The sequence below is a fragment of the Variovorax davisae genome (assembly GCF_030316845.1).
GTDB classification, from domain to species: Bacteria; Pseudomonadota; Gammaproteobacteria; order Burkholderiales; family Burkholderiaceae_C; genus Variovorax; species Variovorax davisae.
Map to the genome: position 1 here is coordinate 19,740 of NZ_JASZYS010000003.1, position 16,991 is coordinate 36,730.

General features: G+C 62.3%; 17 protein-coding genes and 2 pseudogenes. 6 read left to right on the plus strand and 13 right to left on the minus strand.

Annotated features, from left to right (window positions below; all coding sequences use genetic code 11):
• Nucleotides 1-23 precede the first annotated feature (23 nt).
• Nucleotides 24-383: a hypothetical protein gene (locus QTI33_RS07455; RefSeq protein ID WP_286505165.1), complete on the plus strand. Its 360-nt coding sequence runs from the start codon at nucleotides 24-26 to the stop codon at nucleotides 381-383.
• Nucleotides 384-484: 101 nt separating this feature from the next.
• Here QTI33_RS07455 and QTI33_RS07460 read toward each other — a convergent pair whose 3' ends face one another.
• The 4 genes from QTI33_RS07460 to QTI33_RS07475 form a co-directional block, all read right to left on the minus strand.
• Nucleotides 485-1,225, minus strand: a complete 741-nt coding sequence (locus QTI33_RS07460; protein ID WP_286505166.1) for a DUF3047 domain-containing protein — start codon at nucleotides 1,223-1,225, stop codon at nucleotides 485-487.
• 27 nt (nucleotides 1,226-1,252) lie between these two features.
• Complete coding sequence (locus tag QTI33_RS07465) at nucleotides 1,253-1,522, minus strand: hypothetical protein (RefSeq protein WP_286505167.1); 270 nt, start codon at nucleotides 1,520-1,522, stop codon at nucleotides 1,253-1,255.
• Between the two features lie 161 nt (nucleotides 1,523-1,683).
• Nucleotides 1,684-1,842: a hypothetical protein gene (locus QTI33_RS07470; RefSeq protein ID WP_286505168.1), complete on the minus strand. Its 159-nt coding sequence runs from the start codon at nucleotides 1,840-1,842 to the stop codon at nucleotides 1,684-1,686.
• A 106-nt stretch (nucleotides 1,843-1,948) separates the two neighbouring features.
• Nucleotides 1,949-2,302: a hypothetical protein gene (locus tag QTI33_RS07475; RefSeq protein ID WP_286505169.1), complete on the minus strand. Its 354-nt coding sequence runs from the start codon at nucleotides 2,300-2,302 to the stop codon at nucleotides 1,949-1,951.
• A 745-nt stretch (nucleotides 2,303-3,047) separates the two neighbouring features.
• Between QTI33_RS07475 and QTI33_RS07480 the strand changes: the two genes are divergently transcribed.
• Together QTI33_RS07480 and QTI33_RS07485 are read left to right on the plus strand one after the other, a co-directional pair.
• Nucleotides 3,048-4,397, plus strand: coding sequence for a TAXI family TRAP transporter solute-binding subunit (locus tag QTI33_RS07480; RefSeq protein ID WP_286505170.1), 1,350 nt, complete (start codon nucleotides 3,048-3,050; stop codon nucleotides 4,395-4,397).
• Nucleotides 4,398-4,494: 97 nt separating this feature from the next.
• Nucleotides 4,495-4,710: pseudogene (locus tag QTI33_RS07485) on the plus strand (hypothetical protein); the annotation flags it as partial.
• A 179-nt stretch (nucleotides 4,711-4,889) separates the two neighbouring features.
• Here the strand turns inward: QTI33_RS07485 and QTI33_RS07490 are convergent.
• Complete coding sequence (locus QTI33_RS07490; protein ID WP_286505771.1) at nucleotides 4,890-5,330, minus strand: hypothetical protein; 441 nt, start codon at nucleotides 5,328-5,330, stop codon at nucleotides 4,890-4,892.
• 885 nt (nucleotides 5,331-6,215) lie between these two features.
• Between QTI33_RS07490 and QTI33_RS07495 the strand changes: the two genes are divergently transcribed.
• The 3 genes and pseudogenes from QTI33_RS07495 to QTI33_RS07500 form a co-directional block, all read left to right on the plus strand.
• Nucleotides 6,216-6,632, plus strand: coding sequence for a hypothetical protein (locus QTI33_RS07495; protein ID WP_444814816.1), 417 nt, complete (start codon nucleotides 6,216-6,218; stop codon nucleotides 6,630-6,632).
• A 761-nt stretch (nucleotides 6,633-7,393) separates the two neighbouring features.
• Nucleotides 7,394-7,735 (plus strand): DUF8189 domain-containing protein, encoded by a 342-nt coding sequence (locus tag QTI33_RS35335; protein WP_506555362.1) that lies wholly within the window; start codon nucleotides 7,394-7,396, stop codon nucleotides 7,733-7,735.
• 130 nt (nucleotides 7,736-7,865) lie between these two features.
• A pseudogene (locus QTI33_RS07500) lies at nucleotides 7,866-8,285 on the plus strand (transposase); the annotation flags it as partial.
• Nucleotides 8,286-8,461: 176 nt separating this feature from the next.
• On the opposite strand, the gene QTI33_RS07505 reads toward QTI33_RS07500, so the two are convergent.
• Genes QTI33_RS07505 through QTI33_RS07540 form a run of 8 tightly spaced genes read right to left on the minus strand, consistent with a single transcriptional unit; the run spans nucleotide 8,462 to nucleotide 16,945 of the window.
• A complete protein-coding gene (locus QTI33_RS07505) occupies nucleotides 8,462-9,439 on the minus strand; it encodes an ABC transporter substrate-binding protein (protein ID WP_286505172.1) in 978 nt (325 codons plus the stop codon).
• A gap of 34 nt (nucleotides 9,440-9,473) precedes the next feature.
• Nucleotides 9,474-10,244, minus strand: coding sequence for an ABC transporter ATP-binding protein (locus QTI33_RS07510; RefSeq protein WP_286505173.1), 771 nt, complete (start codon nucleotides 10,242-10,244; stop codon nucleotides 9,474-9,476).
• A 4-nt stretch (nucleotides 10,245-10,248) separates the two neighbouring features.
• Nucleotides 10,249-11,064, minus strand: a complete 816-nt coding sequence (locus tag QTI33_RS07515; protein WP_286505174.1) for an ABC transporter permease — start codon at nucleotides 11,062-11,064, stop codon at nucleotides 10,249-10,251.
• Between the two features lie 19 nt (nucleotides 11,065-11,083).
• Nucleotides 11,084-12,127 carry an NAD-dependent epimerase/dehydratase family protein gene (locus tag QTI33_RS07520; protein ID WP_286505175.1) on the minus strand — a complete coding sequence of 348 codons (1,044 nt, stop codon included), beginning with the start codon at nucleotides 12,125-12,127 and terminating at the stop codon, nucleotides 11,084-11,086.
• Between the two features lie 44 nt (nucleotides 12,128-12,171).
• Nucleotides 12,172-13,236, minus strand: a complete 1,065-nt coding sequence (locus QTI33_RS07525; protein WP_286505176.1) for a dihydrodipicolinate synthase family protein — start codon at nucleotides 13,234-13,236, stop codon at nucleotides 12,172-12,174.
• A complete protein-coding gene (locus QTI33_RS07530; protein ID WP_286505177.1) occupies nucleotides 13,233-14,861 on the minus strand; it encodes an acyl CoA:acetate/3-ketoacid CoA transferase in 1,629 nt (542 codons plus the stop codon). Before QTI33_RS07530 ends, QTI33_RS07525 begins: the two co-directional genes overlap by 4 nt.
• Nucleotides 14,858-15,604 carry an enoyl-CoA hydratase/isomerase family protein gene (locus tag QTI33_RS07535; RefSeq protein WP_286505178.1) on the minus strand — a complete coding sequence of 249 codons (747 nt, stop codon included), beginning with the start codon at nucleotides 15,602-15,604 and terminating at the stop codon, nucleotides 14,858-14,860. Before QTI33_RS07535 ends, QTI33_RS07530 begins: the two co-directional genes overlap by 4 nt.
• Nucleotides 15,605-16,945, minus strand: coding sequence for an FAD-dependent oxidoreductase (locus QTI33_RS07540; protein ID WP_286505179.1), 1,341 nt, complete (start codon nucleotides 16,943-16,945; stop codon nucleotides 15,605-15,607).
• Between the last annotated feature and the right edge of the window lie 46 nt (nucleotides 16,946-16,991).

Sequence of the window (16,991 nt, forward strand, 5' to 3'; positions counted from 1 at the left end):
ACTCCCAACCCGTCGGGGTTGGCGTGGTTCTCGTCAACACCGCGGGCGTTTCAGCGGTGATTCGGCGACACTTGGCCGTCGAGCACTGCTTGCTGCCATGGCCGACCGATCGCATTTTCGGGACAAACGACGCCGTCAAGCCGGTCTCCAAGTCCTGGCGATCTTGGCTTCTGCGTGCCGTGTGCTGGTTGACTGGGCTGGCCCTGGCCGGGGCGCTGGGCTTGCCGTTCGTCGTCTTAGCTGCACACGTGGTCGCCTATTTGAACTTGCCGAGACGCAACGCCTTCATCGTGGATGCGCTGCTGCAGAGCGTCGTCAAGGGCGGAGCCGGTGTGGAGGCCGATCGATCGTCACATGGTTCGCGAGCTTCCAGCCGACGATGACCGCCAGCGCGTGGATGGGGTACGACGCGCCTCGCACGCCGTCGGACGAGCGCAGTGATATGTTCCGCAATCAGACCGGGCCTTCCTGCCCGGCCGCCGAATCAGCCGCCTTCGCAGTCGATGTGGATGCCGTGGTAGCTTCCCTGCGCCGTCCCGCCGGTGTTGTCGGTGTCGGTCATCACGGCGACAGCCAGGACCGGGCCCGGTTCCGCGCCGTAGGCCTTTCTGTAGTCGTCAGCGAGATTGCGCCGCACCGACTGCCAACGGCCCAGGCCGGCTGCGCCCGAGGCCACGGCAAGCATCTTGACCTGGCTGGTGTGCGCGGAGGGAATCAACGTGCCCACTGGGACATGATCGGTCCACATGTAAATCAGTACTGCGTAGGGCAGATCGCGCCCGGCCAGCTTCTTGGCTCGGCTGAATCGCTTCCGCTCCGCATCAGGCAGGGTGGCGACGTCGCCGTCGAACGCCACCAACACGCGCAGCGGAGCATCCTCGCGGTCCCTGTCGCGATTGTCAGCATTCGCGACCAGCGCATCAGTCTTCCATTCCCAACTGAGAGTCATGGGCGGGCGCTGCGAAGGCTTCAGTGCGGCCACGAAAAGCGAGGCTGACCGATCCGCTGTCGCGTGCAGCACCGCCGATCGGTCCCCCTCCTGAACGACGCGGTATACCGTGTCACGCTTGAGCTTCGATAGGGGCACGTGTGTCCAGGCTGCACTTTTGCCATCGAAGGCGAGACTACGGGACCGACAAGGCGATCCGGGATCCGGAGCAGCGGCGAACGCGGTCCCGACAAGGACCGATAGGAATGCTACAAGGAAGCGCGGCGATTTGCTCATGAGGTGGCGGCCAGTCGATCGGCGCCTTCAATACTTGATACTTCGCTTTTCCTGGCGACCGTCTTGCTTCGTGTCGCGCTTGTCTTGCCGGCACGCGGCGTTGCTTTTTTGATTTTCGGCCCGGCAATCGATCTTTTCCGAACGCGCGTCCTGTTTGGCCGCTTGGTTTGCGTCCCTGCCTTGCTGCCGTTGCTGCGACTGGTCGGTGGCCAGGGCCACGCCCGAAAACACCAAGACAGCAGTTGAGGCCAGAACGCCAACAGTCCGGCGACCAAGTCCGTATCCCGAATCTATCATTTGCATTCTCCTTTTCGAATGGCCGGCTGTGCGGACAGATTGTCTGCCGATCACCGACTCGCGAATTCCTACCAGATCAACGTCGTGCTCTTCGGTCGGCGGGCGTGCGGCCCGTACCGGCCCGGGAATCGGCTACAAGGATTTCAGCGAAGTCTTGCTCTTCAACAACGCGGAAGTGCGACCAGTTCCACAAACTCGGCGCCGAAGCCGTGGCATCGTCCGACGCCCCATGTTACGAGCGTCTTGTCGCGAATTGCGAGAATCTGCGCCTTGACTTTGAGGACTTTGGCCGCCGGCAGCGTTGCGAACAGGAACCTCACGGATGGCAGCTTGCGTCGGTCATACGATGCCGCCGCGGCACGTTGGTCGACCGCGTTTCGAGCAACCACGTCAGTCGGGTGCGTTGGCGTTCGCAGCAGGCCGACGTCACGCGCATTGGCCAACAACGCCGCCGATCGTGGACTCGGGACCGCGGAAGGCCACTGCTGAGCCGGTGCCCGCAGGGGCCGGACGGATGAGGGCCGCCGAGCCGCTGGGCGGTTGCTGGCCCGGAGCGTAGACGTTGAAGGCTGTGTCGTTGGCAAAGACGTACTCGATATAGACCGTCTGCCCGGTACTGTTCGCCCATTTCTGCGAAATACATGTGGCCGCCGCCTTGGGGGCAAGCTGACTTTGGCCGACGGGACGGGCGTCTGGGGGCAGTGGTGCTGAAGGCGCTGATGTGGGCTGGCTGGCGCAGCCTGAGACTGCAATGGCCATTGCGGCGAGAGCGAGTTTCATGGTTCGATCCTCCAAGAAAATTCATGCGGCAAGAAGTTACCCACGATCCCGTGGGACATGAATCGGCCGGTTCGACGCCCCTCGGCGAATTCATGCAGCCCGACTTCACCAATGGCTGAGTTCCTGAGTCGGGTGCATCGACCTTAAGGAAGATGGCGCGCTCCGAATTGACGAATATCAACTTCCCGGGCGAAATCCACGCTTTGGTCAACCCAAAGAAAAGCGGCCGCGGTTGCGGCCGCTTTCTCGGGTCTCACATAGCCTCGCCGCGGAGCGAAAGGCTTGCAAAGGAAAACAGGTTTGAAATGAGCAGTGGTTCCGTCTGCATCAGGCCGTTCATGTAGTTGACTCTCAGCAAGAGAGTGGAAGCCGGATCGGGCGGCCGAACTGGTGTAGCTCGTGAATCCTGAGCAGGCTTCGCGTGAGGCGAGCGGTCGCCTGAGCAGCAGTGGCAGGCGCGCCCCTTTCTTGGCGGCACCGAGCGCCAGCTGACTTAAGGCTGGAGGTCGGCCGTCGGCATTTCCACATGCTGTCGATATTCGATCAACTGCGCGATCGAAATCATGACGATCCTGTGTAGCGCAAGGAACCTGAAAAGATCGCCCCCCCACATCGCCCAGCCAACTAACGCACAAAGAACGCGTGCGGGCGCGCGTTCTGCCAAGCCCCGATACTGTCTCTATGACTTGACAACTCTCAAGACCACGGCGTCAACTTCCGGCATTCCCTGCACATTCGACTTCGTATGCAACTCGGTGATTTGCCCGGCGGAGCGCGACGCGAACGTGTGCGCTGGACTTTGCTCGTGGTGGCAAGCATTGCCCTTGCCTTGATTGGCGCCTGGTCGCTGCGAAGCGCGATTCCGCGTCACATCGTTCTCGCGTCCGGCCTGCGCGACGGCATGTACCACCAATACGCGCAGCGTTACAAGGAGATTCTGGCACGCGACGGAGTGACCGTCGAGGAACGCATGACGGGCGGCGCGGAAGAGAACGAGCGCTTGCTGCGGGATCCCCATTCCGGCGTGGATGTGGCTTTCGTACATGGTGGTGTGGTACGCCCGGCGGACCGGGAGAAGCTGGTCATGCTGGCCACCCTGTACTACGAACCACTGTGGATCTTCTATCGCGACAACGTCGTGCACGAGCACTTCGATGAATTGCGCCACCGGCGGCTCGCTGTGGGCTCCGCGGACAGCGGCGTGCGCGCGTTCATGGAGCCCTTGCTCGCGGTGAACAACATCACCAGCTTGAACTCCGATCTGGTGCCCCTGGTCAATCTGGAGGCCTTGCGCGCGCTGCAGGCGGGCCAGGTCGACGCCGCGTTCTTGCTCGGGCCCGCGGAGTTCCCGGCGATCTGGCAGGCTCTGCACGACCCGGAGTTGAAACTGATGAGCCTGGCGCGCTCAGAAGCCTATCCGCGCAGATTCCCATACATCACGAAGTTGACCTTGCCGCCAGGCACGATCGATCTCGCGCAGCATATTCCGGGGCAGGAGGTGAAACTGATTGGCACAAAGGCGATGCTGGTTTCGCGCGATGACTTGTCGACGCCGATCGTCAACCTGCTCCTCGGAGCGGCGCGTGAATTGCATGGATCGCAGGGCTATTTCGAAGCCCTCGACGAGTTTCCGAACACGGCCATGGTGGACCTGTCTGTCTCGGCCGATGCGGATCGCCACCACCGCTTCGGCCCCAGCTTACTTCACCGCTACCTGCCGTTCGGCGTCGCGGCCTACCTCGAACGCCTGATCGTGCTGCTGGTGCCCGTGTTGTTCGTGATCGTTCCGTTGTCCAAGCTCCTGCCGCAACTGCTCCGCTGGCGCACGCGGTCGCGCATCTACCGCTGGTACGGGGAACTGGCGCTGCTTGAACGCGAGGTCGGTACGCGCACCGGCGTCTTGCCCGTCGAACAATGGCTGGGCGACCTGAACCGCATCGAGCAGGCGGCCGCGCGGATTCGGGCTCCGTTGAGCTATGCCAGCGAAGCCTACACGCTGCGCGAGCACATCGGCCTCGTTCGCCGGGCCGTGATGGCCAAGGCACAGGACGGTGCCGCGAACGCTAATGGTGATCCGGAAAACGCCGCGGGCTGAGGACTTGCCGCGCCCCCAGTGGGTGGAGCTAGGGAGACGCTTATTTTTTCAACGTCGCGTCCACTCAGCCGGCGAGCGATGCGTTGTTGATCTGTTGATCAAACGCCAGAAGGGACCAGTAACGACGACGAGTCAGCGCAGCTTTGCCAGTGCCGGGTTCGCGATAAAGAAGAAGAAGCGGACGCGGCGCGAGAGGTTTCTCGCCGAGATGGAACGCATCGTGCCCTCGGCACGTTAGATAGCGGTGGTGGAACCGCTGTCCCGCAAGAGCCGGCGCGTGGGTCGGCAACCGATCAGCTTGCCGAAGATTCTGTGCATTCGCAGAAAGATCGTTGCTTTGTCGTCGGAAGTTCGAGGCTACGCTGACATGGAAGTCTCGTCATCCGTCCGCACATCGCCGCGTCGCAAAAAGGAGAGCCGACCCTTAGATGCAATGTCGGCTTTCCGGCCGCCAGATTTGCGTTGCCAATGTCTCTTCCGGGCCCAAAGCCGTCACTCGGCAGCAGTGCGCTTGTGTAGCTTGGAAGCCCGATCCTTGGGGTCGTCGTCCACCGTGAAATACATGCCGCCGATCGCGAACCAGTACCTGCAGCGCTTGGCTCCGCCGCCCCTCAGGTCTTTGCGGACCTGACATTCCTGCCCCGATTCATCGACCACCCAGTCACCGAAGTGGCCGACGTTCTGACCGCCGAAGGCGCTGCCCGTGCCCAATCGCACGGTCTGGGTGAACTTGCCGTCGGTCGCGTATTGCGTTCGCACGGGCTCGCCGCGCATGCCGGTTTGCCAAGTCTTTCCGCTGAGCAAGGAAATCAACTCTGCTTGGTCCATCTGGTGACCGCCTCCATCGATCAGCTCGCCCACCGTGCTCTGCGCGAAAGCGTGGCCGTTGGAGAGGAGCAGCGAAAAAAGGATCAGGGCGTAGTGGTGCCTCATGGCGGAATTCGATGGCAGCGGCGATTGAACAGGCCAAGGGTTGGCCGCATCGTGCCCTACGGCGAGCGAAATTGCACGAGGTTCGTGGCCGCATCCGTCGTGGCGCGAAGCCCCAGTCCTGATTCTTCCGTTCGCTTGGTTAGTTCAGCCGCGACGTCTGCGATGAAGCGAATTGATCCGCCTACCGAGAGTCCGCTCATGTCCGACTGTAGCCCGTCGGCTACCAGGCCCTTTGGGTCGAACGGAGCTACAGCGGGGCGGCAATGAAGGCGGGAGGCGGCCGTTGGGGCTCGCTTCACAGGTGCCGGCGGAACTTTGAAGACCCGATCGGCGTAAATTTGAAAACGGCGCGCGCAAGTTGTTGATTTCCTCGGTTTGAAAGTGCGACAACTTCGGAGGAACTCAGACGGTCGGTCGTTCGAACTCGTCGCGGCGGCCGTGACGGGAGCCGCCGCCCACCATCGCCACGGCACTGGCCGTTTTGATTCGGGCTCGACGTCGGCCCGCGCATCCATGAAGATCCAGCCCAGGCTCGATCCACTGTCAACCAAGCTGACGATCGAGGCGCCGAAGTGGTTCGCCACGGCTAATCGACGACGGCGAACGACGGATGCGCGCAAAGGATTCGCCTAAGACATGGTCGAGTCGCGCGCCTTTCGCAATGAACCAGCGAACAAGCCCCCTGCCATATGGCGGAGCCACGTGGCGAGGCGTATAACGACAGTAACCGCCATCGTCTCGCTTAGAGCCCTCAGTAACGCGCGCGTGCTGCTCCGGGCACCTTCAGCAGCCAGCTAGCAACACAACGGCCGCCTTTAGTTCGACGGAACCAGGTCGTTAAACGGCGAATCATGACGCCGCGCGAGATCCCGAACCGGGACCAATTTGCCCCGACCACAGGAGAGCAACATGCATGGCCAACACTACAACACAATCCACAAAGAAAATCGTGACGCTGCGATCAATTTTGGGTACCGCGATGAGGGCATCGCTTGCTACGTGTACGAGCCGATCGTCACAGTCGACGAAGCACATAAGAGCGCGCACTACATGCCGCCGAAGGTGCCCGAGGTGGGACCTCTCTTCCCGCTTTTTTCTGGATACAAACAAGAGGTCAATGACCACTTCCTAACTATGAGTGATGGGGAGTACCAGGAGGTACTGCGCGCCAACGTCGGTTATGTCGGTACAGGCATAGAGTGTTTTGTTGCGGCCTCCAACAACCCTATTGCTGGCGCGGTAATGGTGCCGCTTTATTCCCTTTGGCGGGAACCAATGCGGTCGGTGGCGTGGGACTGGTGATCCTTGCGCTTGCGCTTGCGACATCGGGCGGCCCATCCTCGGGACAATGCCGGCCGACCGATGACGTCGACCCTATGGGACGCGGTGGGTACCGTTGTGATTGGTAACCCGCCGTCGTCCTTCATTTAACTAGGAGAACGACATGGCAACCGGCGGCTTTAATCTACCCACCGGCCTTCCGCTTATCTGGAGTGGCTGGGAGCCCCATGACGGCGACATTGCAAGCGCTCCCGCCGCGGTCTCTTGGGGGCACAATCGTATAGACGTTTTCGCTCGCTCCATGCGTGGTCGCCTAATCCTCTGGCGCCGGCAACCTTGAATGTTTTTGGCTCAACTATCCAGACCTTCATCTTCGCCAGCTCTCGTGGAATGGTGGATGGGGCGAATGGGCTGATCGCGGACTCGCTTTCTTCCCAGCAGAAGATCCTTTTGGGGAAAGGGCAATGCGCCCACGTTTCGCGCCTGCGGCAGTTTCTCGATGGCCAGGTCGGATCGACGTATTTCAGTTAAATGACAATTTAAGGTTGGCGAATACGCACCTGAGTGGTGGTCTGACGAACCCACATTTGGCCCCCGAGAAATATCTGTTCTGCGCTTGTCACGCGAGGTATGGCAATGGAGAGGAACCACGTTGGCGGGCGATCATCTGAACGTCTCCCCGGTATCAGGCCCCGCCGCCGTTGCCACGGGACCGAAAGACACTGCAATTTTTGTCTAGCTACGGCTCCGCTTCCCCTGGCTCGCTCTACGCGTTCTCCATTGTGGGCGACTTCCCAACCGACGGAGCCGAGGCGCACCATGGCTGGCACGACCTTGGCGGCGTCTTGGAATCCGCGCCAGCGGCAGCTTTTCGGCCCCCGAAACAAATTCACGTGTTCGCCCACAATACGAATCACGGGGTTAGTCACAAGTGCTGGGACGGATCTTCTTGGTTGGAGTGGGAAGACTTGGGCGCACCACCATGTCTCATCGCAGATGCTCCTGCGGCAGCGTCGTGGGGACCAGATCGTGTTGATTGTTTCGTTCGCGGGATGGACAACAAGATGTGGCATATCGCGGGCGATGTCAGGTCTCCGCCGGGCGACGTCAACCCCATCCACTAGCCTATCGTCCGAAGCAACCCCCGGCAAGCTCGCAGGGGAGGAATCCGAGCCGAATTTGTCTCCAGGCGCGGGCGGCCACTGCTAGGTTCCGATCAAAGGCCATTCGTGTGTGTCGCGCCTCCTCGCGGATGATGCCATGTCGGGGCTGGTGCACACTGTGGTTGGGACGTCGGCCAATGTGAGCGACATCAACGTCGCCGGAGCGCTGCTGCACGGCGAGGAGCACGCGGCATTCGGCGACTCAGGCTATCAGGGGGTGCACAAACGAGCGGAAGCTGCAGGGCCGACCTGGCATGTGGCGATGCGCCCGGGTAAGCGCAGGCTGCTCAACCCGTTCATCTAGCTGGAGTTCGTAGCTGAGCGTGTCGATAAGATGAAGGCCAGCATCCGAGCCAAGGTCGAGCACCCATTCCGGGTCATCAAGCAGCAGTTCGGGTTCACGAAGGTGCGCTATCGCGGCTTGGCGAAGAACACGGCGCAGATCGTCACGCTGTTCGCACTGTCGAACCTGTGGATGACGCGGCGCAAGTTGATGGAGGTCAGGGGATGAGTGCGCCTGCGAAGACCGAATCGGGCTCGAAAGGCGGACGCAGTGGCTGCCCCACGCAGCAAAACGTTGCTGACCTTGCTCGATCGAGCCATCTGGTTTCGGTGGCACCACCCTATTCATTCAGACGTGATCGCAGAACGTGTTCTGCAGACCATCCCTAGGGCCCCGGAACTCCGCTACTTGCTCTTGATGCTCTGGTCCAGAAGATCGTTTGTGAAGACGTCGGTCGGCTTGAACGGCTTCACGTTGAAAACGTCCCTGACGACGTTGTAGTCCGCCTCGACCCGCTTGGGATCGAACCCGCCGAGTGCGAGCTTGCGTGAGGTGTCGTCCACCAGCAAGGTCTCGACGTTTTTCCAGCTCGCATTGACATCTTCGAGCTTTTGACTGGCTACCTCGGCTAGGTACTCGTTGCAGGGCTGCGGGTTCTGCAAACAGGCGGCATATGCCCGCTGCACGACCGGCACGAACTTCGCCAGCGCGGCCTTGTTCTTTTCGAGGTAGGCGCGATTGGCGACGATGGCGTTTCCATACGGGTTGAAGCCGAGTTCGCGCGTCGCTACGAATCCGAGATCACTGCCGAAGGTCCGTTCATAGACGTAGTGGACACTGTAGAAGTGGGTGGTGGCCGCAATCGCACCGGATTGCAGCGCGGCGATCTTGCCTTCCGGTGCGACGTTCACCCAGGTGATGTCGTCGGCAGCAAGCCCCACGGTCTTTGCGATGGCTGGCCACATCACGCGAGCAGCGTCGCCGGGCGGGTTGCCGAGCTTCTTGCCCTTAAGATCAAGGACGTTGCGGATACCGGAGCTCTTCTTCCAATAGATGCCATACGGCGAGTTTGCATAGATGACGTAGATTCCAACCACGTCCGCGCCCTTGTCGCGGCCCTGCATGGCGGTTGCCATGTCGACGATACCGAGCGCGCTCTCACCACTGGCCGCTTTGAGCAGCGAATACGTGGACCCTTTGCCGTTCTCGAGGGAGACGTCCAGTCCAGCTTGCTTGAACCAACCCATCTTCTGCGCGTAAAAGAGCGGCGCGTGGTCTGCGCCCGGCAGCCAGTTGAGCACGAGGTTGATCTTGTCCTGCCCATGGGCCGCCCCGGCCGTGAGGAACGCCGCGGCAAGGGCCGCGAATCTTGTCTTGTTCATCTGTGTCTCCGTTGACTTGATGTGGTGGGGTAGCTCAGTCCATGCCGAGCAGCGAATAGACGCGCTTGGTGTATCGCCCGAACTCATTGTTCGTCTTCATGTCGAGAGTTCGCGGGTACGGCAGATCAACCTGGAAGTTGTCCACCATGCGCGCCGGCCGCGACGACAGCACGACGACCTTGCTCCCGACGAAGACCGCTTCCTGGATGCCGTGCGTGACGAAGATGATCGTCTTGCGCGCAGCCTCCCAGATGCGAAGGAGCTCGAGATTCATCTTTTCGCGCGTCAGCGCATCCAGCGCGCCGAACGGCTCGTCCATCAGGACCAGCTTGGGATCGTGGATCAGCGCGCGTGCAATTGCCGCACGCTGCTGCATGCCGCCGGACAGTTCGAACGGATGCTTGTTCTCGAAGCCCTCCAGGCCGACCATGCGCAGCAGGTCCTTGCCGCGCTCGCGCACCTCACGGGTCGGCAAATCCAGTATCTCGGCGGGCAACAGAACGTTGTCCAGGATCGTGCGCCACTTCAACAGAAGGGGTTGTTGGAACACCATGCCGATGTCCCGCCCCTCGACGAAGGAGACCTTGTCGCTGCCGATGCGCACCTGTCCGCCGTCGTGCGCGTGCAGCCCGGCGAGAATCTTCAGAAGCGTCGACTTGCCGCACCCCGAGGGGCCGACGAGCGAGACCAGTTCTCCCTCCTGGATGTCGAGCGTCACGTCGGAGACTGCCAGGAACTCCTGGTCCTTGGCGCGGTAAACCTTGCGCACCTTGTCCAGGTGAATGAATGTGTTCGCGGTATTCATGGTGTCAGTCCAGCCGAGCGTCGCGCACGACAAGAAGGTGCTCGAGCAGGAAGACGAGCCCATAGAGCAAGACCCCGATCAGCGTGATGAGGATGACTGCCATGAACATTGCATCCGTGTCCATGGTGGCCTGTGCTGAGAGCATCAGGTTGCCCAGGCCCTTCTCCGAACCGATGAACTCGCCCACCACGGCCCCCGCCACGGCAAAGACGCTTGCGACCTTCATCCCAGAGAAGATGTAGGGCAGCGCGCTCGGCAGCTGGATCTTCGAAAAGATTTGCCAGCGCGAGGCCTTCACCGTACGCACCAGGTCGATCAGGTCGGGCTCGACTTCCTTCAGGCCGCGCGCGGTTGTCAACACGATTGGGAAAAAGCAGATGGTGAAGGTGATGATGATGTTGGGGATCACACCGTAGCTCAGCCACACGATGAAAAGGGGCGCCAAAGCGATCTTGGGAATCATGTTGAGCGTCACCAGCAGCGGCATCAGCGTCAGCGAGAGCCAACGTGACCACGACGTGACAAGGGCAAGCGCGATACCTACGACCACTGCCAGCAGATAGCCTCCAAACACCTCGATCGTGGTCGCGACCACGTGGCTGGGCCAGTTGTAGCTGGCCTGCGTGAGGGTCATCAGCGTGCTTTGTGGGCTCGGCAGGATGTACTTCGGTGCCCCACCGAACGTCGTGACCGCCCACCATGCCGCCAGCACTGCAAGATGAATCGTGGCAGGCCAAAACCATCGCCCGCCGGCGATGGAGCGAAGGCTGAAGTACCGCGCTTCGAGGAGCCGCGGTGACGGAAGGACGGGATTGATCAAGACACTCACCTTGGGTCTCTCAGAACTTGCCGGTGTGGACTTCGAACTTGCTGGGCTTGCCGATCGAGGGCTTCTCGTTGGTCACCCAGTCTGCGACCCACTTGACCATGCGACGCAGGGGCACCGTCGGGTAGCCGAACAATTCGGCCGAAAGGTCACCATTGACGACAATGGTGTCCTGCTCGCTGCCTTTGAAGCGCGGGGTCTTGCCCATGATGCGGCCGAACTCAAGGGCAATGTCGTAGACGCTCACCACCTCCGGGCCTGTGATGTTGATCGGGGCCGAAGGCGTCTCGCAATGATTCAGGCAGCGCAGGATCTGCGAGTTGGCGTCGCCCTGCCAGATGACATTGACGTGACCCGTCGTCAGGTCGATCTCTTCATCCTTCAACACCCAGTTCGCGATCTCCTGCAGTGCCCCGTAGCGCATGTCGATGGAGTACGACAGACGGCTGATGCGTCCCGGCGTCCCGTACTTCTTCGAGAAGTGCCGGAACATGCGCTCGCGCCCGACGACCGAGTTGGCATATTCACCAGGACGGGCCAGCGGAGGTGCCGATTCAAGTGACCCGCGGTGCAGCACGCTGACGCCGGGATACACGTGGATGGTGGAGAAGGCGACGATACGGCTGCCTTTGAAGGCTTCGGCGACGAAGGCAGGCACCAGCGCATTCATGGCCCAGGTCATCTCCTGGTCGCCGTCCGTGCCGAACTTGCGCCCGGCCATGAAAATGACGTTGGGGAGACGGGGCAGCGCTTCGACTGCCTCGCGGTCGAGCAGATCGCACGTGATGGTCTCTACGCCCCAGTTCTGAAGCTTGGCCTTCTCCTGGGCGTCCGAGAAGCGCGCCACACCCACCACGCGCTTTGTCGGCGCCGCGGGGTTGGCCAAGCGCGCTAGTGTGACCCCCATTTTGCCAGCCACGCCGAGGATGATGATGTCGCCCTCAAGGCGACGCAGGTCGTCCACGAGGGCTTGTGACGGGGTGGACATGAAGTCCTCCAGATGCTCCACGCTTTCGAAGCGTTCGGGCAGCGAAGCGAAGTTCAAGAGTTCGGTCATGCGTATCTCCGGGAATTGAAAGAATAGAAGAGAAAAGAAAAGGATCAGGCCAACCAACGCTCAAGGTTGGCGCGGACGAACTCGTCGTCGTTCATTTCGGGGTAGTCGCGATAGACGCGATCGATCAGCTCGAGTTGGCCGGGGCTGAGCACTTCGTTCGGATCCAGGCAGCGCGTGAATTCGAAGAGCCCCTGGCGTCGAAGCACTTCGTGGCACCCGGGTACGCAGCCGCGAAAGTCGTTCTGCGCGTCGTAGATCGCCCGGTTGCAGTCGGTCACGATCGAATCGAGGGCAAGCAGTTCGTTGCTCGCGCTGTCGCCGTCCTGGGCGGCACGCAATCGGTTGAACAGCTGCACGGCGCTGCGTGTCCACACGGCCCAATGGCCGAGCAGGCCCCCGCGGATGCGAACTGTCACACGCTCGTCCTCGCGCGGCACGACGAAGGGCTGCAAAAGATCGAGCACGATGTGATCGTCGTTGCCGGTGTACAGCGTGACGCGGTTTTCGGCCCGCGCCTGAACCAGCCCGTGCACCACATCGAGCGTGCGATAGCGGTTGAAGGGCGCCATCTTGATGCCGATCACATTCTCGATTTCGCAGAAGCGCCGCCAGAAGTCGCGCGACAGCACGATGCCGCCGACTTCGGTTAGGAGGTAGAAGCCGATGAGCGGCATGATCTGCGCGATTTCGTCGCAATGGGCGATGATTTCGTCCTCGCTGCATCCCTTGAACGCCGCCACATTGAGTAGCGCGGCGTCGTAGCCGAGTGCGGCCGCCATGCGCGCTTCGTTCGCGGCCTGCGCCGTGCGTCCCGTGACACCCGCCACCATGAAGGCGTCCGGTCTGTCCCATTCCCGTGCGCTCGCCGCGACGTGGGAGAGCACGGTTTCATACAGTCCGTGCGCGCGAATCGCAAATTGGGTGGTGTGCACGCCGACGGCAATGCCGCCGGCGCCCGCGTCGAGGTAGTAGCGCGTCAGCGCCCGCATCCGGCGCTCGTCAAGGCGCAGTTCGGGCGTGAGCGCCAGAAGATGCGCGGGCAGCACGGCGCCGCTGCGAAAGCGCTCAAGGCGAGGCGTGCGTTTCTCGGTGAGGGTTTCGATGGTCATGCGTCCGCCGTGGTCAACAGGTCTTGAGAGGTCATGCAAGTCTGCAGCGCGAAGGTCGAGAGATCCATGGGCTTGAGCGCGGGGTCGATACGCACCGGGGCGAAGTCCATGAGGTCGAGAACTTGGGTCTGGACGTCGATCCCAGGCGCGACCTCGATCAGGACCAGGCCATCGGCTTCAACGCGGAAGACTGCGCGCTCGGTGACGATGTGTGCCTCCTGTGCACGGCGGGCCACGCCGTCGCGCACGCGATAGGTGATGTGCGAGGCGCGCGCGACGAACTTTCTCTGGCGTCCTTCCTTGACTATCCGCAACTGCCCGTCCTCCAGTCGAACTTCGAGCCCGCCGGTCGTGAAGGTACCGCAGAACAGCAGCCGGCGCGCGTTCTCGGCGATGTCGATGAACCCACCCGCACCTGGGTTGGCAGTACCGAATCGACTGACGTTCACGGTGCCCTCGTCGTCGAATTCCGCGAAAGCCAGCGCGGCGAATCGACAGAGGCCTGCGTCAATGAGGTCGAACTGGCTCAGGCCGTCGAGAATCGCCTCCGGGTTCACGTTCGCGGAGAACTGCCAGCCGCTCATCACGACGCCGCCGTAGGACCCGTGCTCGGTGGTGAACCAGTAGTCGCGAACGGTCTGCGCATCGAGCTGGCCGGTTTCTGCCATCACCAACGGCATGTCCGACGATGCGCCGAAACCCAGGATGCTGAGTTCGTGCGTGCGCATTTCCTGAGCAGCGCGCCAGGCCACGATCTTGTCGGCCCCGAACGGCATGCGCGGGAGCGCTGCGATCACCGGCTCCATCGGCTGGCCGCCGAGGTAGCCGGTGTCGAACGGGGTCTGCGTGACCATCATCTGGGCTTCATCGACGACGACTGCGTCGACCAGCACCCCGGGGAGTGGCACTTGGGTGGCGGGCCGACTGCCGCGCGGCACCACGCGGCGAACTTGCGCGATGACGCGGCCGCCACAAGCCTTGGCAGCCAGCGCCAGAGCGACGTTGGATGACACCAGTGCCTCGTCTTCCCAGCTCAGATTGCCGAATTCGTCGGCGGTCGATGCGCGAATGAACGCGCAGTCGATGTTCCAGGTCGGATAGAACAGGTAGGGCTTTCCTTCGAAGTCCATCTTGCGGACCAGGTCGTCCTTGGCAAGCTCGGTGAATTTGCCTCCGCCGTTCTCCGGATCGATGTAGGTGCCAAGGCCGACGCTTGTCAGGTAACCGGGCGACTTGCGGGCCACCTCGCGCAGCCAGTGCATCGACGCGCCAATCGGCCAGCTGTACGCTTCAATCTTGTTCTCGCGGATAAGCCGCATGAGCTCTGGGCGCTTGCCAGTCTTAGGATGCACCGGATTGATGTAAGAGCCCGACACGATGCGCTTGAGCATGCCTTCCTGGGCCAGGTGGTCCATGCCTTTGATCTCCATGGCGTCCCCCGTTCCGACCGGGAGATACAGGGTCAGGTCGGCCGGCGTCTGGGTTTCTCGATGACGGCGGCCCAGCGCCTCGAGGCAGCGCTCCGGCGTCACCCAACCGATGACACCGACACTGGCGATCGTGGCACCCGACGGGATGTCGGCGACGGCTTGATCGGCGGTCATCACTTTGCTCATGTTCTTCATGCCTTGACTCCGAAGCGCGAAAGGGTGGTCTGCGCCGCGTCGCTGGCACAGTGCTGTACGAAGAGTTCCGAGGCCGCTGCGTCTGCCTCGGCGGGTGTGGAACCGTGGTGCTCCCGAAGGAAGCGCTTGATGGAGCGCCGCGCCGCCGCCGGCAGGCGGGCCCACGATTCGGCCAGTTCCAATGCCGTGGCAAGAGCCTGGCCGTCGGCGCACAGCGTGTCGACCAAACCAATTGATTTGGCCTGCGACGCGGACATTGGATTGGCGCCGAGAAGGACGTTGCGCGCACGCACGGCCCCGCAACGGTCGATCACCGGTTGGATCCCCCATGGAGGAATCCAGCCATTGAGCACCTCGGGCATGTGCCAGCGGGCGTTGTCCTCAGAGACGACGTGGTCGCAGGCCGCAGCCAGCGACAGGCCGCCGCCCAGCGCGAAGCCGCGAACCGCCGCGATGACCGGCAGATCGATGTCGTAGAGCGTGCGTGCCAGGGCCGCCTTGGCGAACTCGATGCGGGCCATCTGCTCGCCGCTTTGCCCGGCGAGTTCCTTGAGATCGCTGCCGGCACAGAACCAGTCCTCCTGGCCGTAAAGCACTGCCACGGCGCAACGCTTGTCCTCGCTCGCGGCGCGCAACGAGGCTGCGAGCGCGTTGGCGGTGTTGCTGTCGATGGCGTTGCGGCGAGTGGGCCGTTCGATGCGGAAGTGCCATACCCCCGAGGGGCTTTGATGTTGTGCGCTCATTCAGTCGTCCAATCGTGCGTTGTGCTGGTTCAGGAGGGTTCGCACTTCGCGCCCGTCTATGCGGTGCGCGTCGATGCGTTCGTTGATGGAAAGGGTGGCGGCGTGGCCGATCGCGTGGCCGTAGGCGAAACACTGCGCCGTCACGCGCGCCGAGGCCACTGCCTCGTGCTCTGCCGACAGGCAACGACCCGCGAACAGCAGGCCGCTGCCTTTTTGCGGCACAAAGCAGCCGTAGGGCACCTCGTACCAGTCGTCAAGGAGCCAATTCACGACAGGTTTGACCCCCGCGTGCAGCTCGATCGGCCAAGGGGAGCGCGCGATGCCCTCCGCGGATTTGCGACCGGCGAGGATGTCGGCATTGCGCAGCAGGGTGCGGCCGATGCCCTGGCGCGTTTGCCGCACGCCGACCTGTACGCCGGTATCGTTCATGAAGCTGTGTTCGCACCCGGCGAGCGCCTCACGGAAGAAATCCGCGTACGCACGCGCCTGCAGCCGCCCTTCGATTTCGGCGTCCGTCAGGTCTTGCGCAAGGGTGGCGTTGAGTTCCCGGCCGTCCGGCCCCAAGACTCGTGTGCAGTTGCACAGTAGTTCCCCCGGTCGCGTGGTCGGGAAAAGCCATATCTTGTGACGGGGCAGGGCGAACCGACCGGAAGCGTTCGCAGCGGCGATGAGTTCCGATACCTCCAACGGCATGATCGTGTCGCGTCCGTAGGCCGTCAGGAAGTGCTCCACGTCGACGCCGAGCAGCCGAAAGATCATGGTCGGGTTTTGCACACGGCCGTCCTGACCCGTGAAGGTGCCCATGCCTGACATCGCCATGAGGTCCGCGTCGCCGCTCGCGTCGATCGTGATGCGCGCTCGCACCGTGAGTTCGCCTTCTTTGGTATAGGCCACTGCACCTTCGATTCGCTCCCCGCCTTCCACGAGGACCGAGGTGACAACGCTGTGGAGGATCACGCGCACAGCCGCTTGGCGCAGCAGCGCGTCAGCGACCTCGCGCCACACCAGGGGATCGTGAACGTGAGTCCAGGTCTTGCCGTACTTCAGCAGCGGACCGAGGCCCCCGCGCTCCTTGAGGGCATGGACAAAGCGGGACGTGAAACCCCAAACGACTTGGTTTGGCGCGAGGGTGGGTGAATCGGTTGCCTCGTACAAACCGCAGACCGTTCCGGAAAGGCCAGCGACCGCGCCACCGCCGCAAAAGCCATAGCGCTCCAGAAGAATGACGTCGAGACCCTGTTCGGCTGCGGTGACAGCTGCGGCCACGCCGGCGGCGCCGCCACCGACGACGAGAACGTCGCAGTCGCATTCGAGCCGGGGCCTGAGATCGGTGGATGGCATCTAATATCCAAGTGATATATTACTTGTCGCTGTTGCGATCATAGGG

Bases quoted from the DNA above. Each gene is read 5' to 3' on its own strand.
- QTI33_RS07510 (WP_286505173.1), bottom strand. From the start codon at position 10,244: ATGAATACCGCGAACACATTCATTCACCTGGACAAGGTGCGCAAGGTT.
- QTI33_RS07520 (WP_286505175.1), bottom strand. From the start codon at position 12,127: ATGACCGAACTCTTGAACTTCGCTTCGCTGCCCGAACGCTTCGAAAGC.
- QTI33_RS07480 (WP_286505170.1), top strand. From the start codon at position 3,048: ATGCAACTCGGTGATTTGCCCGGCGGAGCGCGACGCGAACGTGTGCGC.
- QTI33_RS07460 (WP_286505166.1), bottom strand. From the start codon at position 1,225: ATGAGCAAATCGCCGCGCTTCCTTGTAGCATTCCTATCGGTCCTTGTC.
- QTI33_RS07490 (WP_286505771.1), bottom strand. From the start codon at position 5,330: ATGAGGCACCACTACGCCCTGATCCTTTTTTCGCTGCTCCTCTCCAAC.
- QTI33_RS07535 (WP_286505178.1), bottom strand. From the start codon at position 15,604: ATGAGCGCACAACATCAAAGCCCCTCGGGGGTATGGCACTTCCGCATC.
- QTI33_RS07540 (WP_286505179.1), bottom strand. From the start codon at position 16,945: ATGCCATCCACCGATCTCAGGCCCCGGCTCGAATGCGACTGCGACGTT.
- QTI33_RS07465 (WP_286505167.1), bottom strand. From the start codon at position 1,522: ATGATAGATTCGGGATACGGACTTGGTCGCCGGACTGTTGGCGTTCTG.
- QTI33_RS07475 (WP_286505169.1), bottom strand. From the start codon at position 2,302: ATGAAACTCGCTCTCGCCGCAATGGCCATTGCAGTCTCAGGCTGCGCC.
- QTI33_RS07530 (WP_286505177.1), bottom strand. From the start codon at position 14,861: ATGAAGAACATGAGCAAAGTGATGACCGCCGATCAAGCCGTCGCCGAC.
- QTI33_RS07505 (WP_286505172.1), bottom strand. From the start codon at position 9,439: ATGAACAAGACAAGATTCGCGGCCCTTGCCGCGGCGTTCCTCACGGCC.
- QTI33_RS07525 (WP_286505176.1), bottom strand. From the start codon at position 13,236: ATGACCATCGAAACCCTCACCGAGAAACGCACGCCTCGCCTTGAGCGC.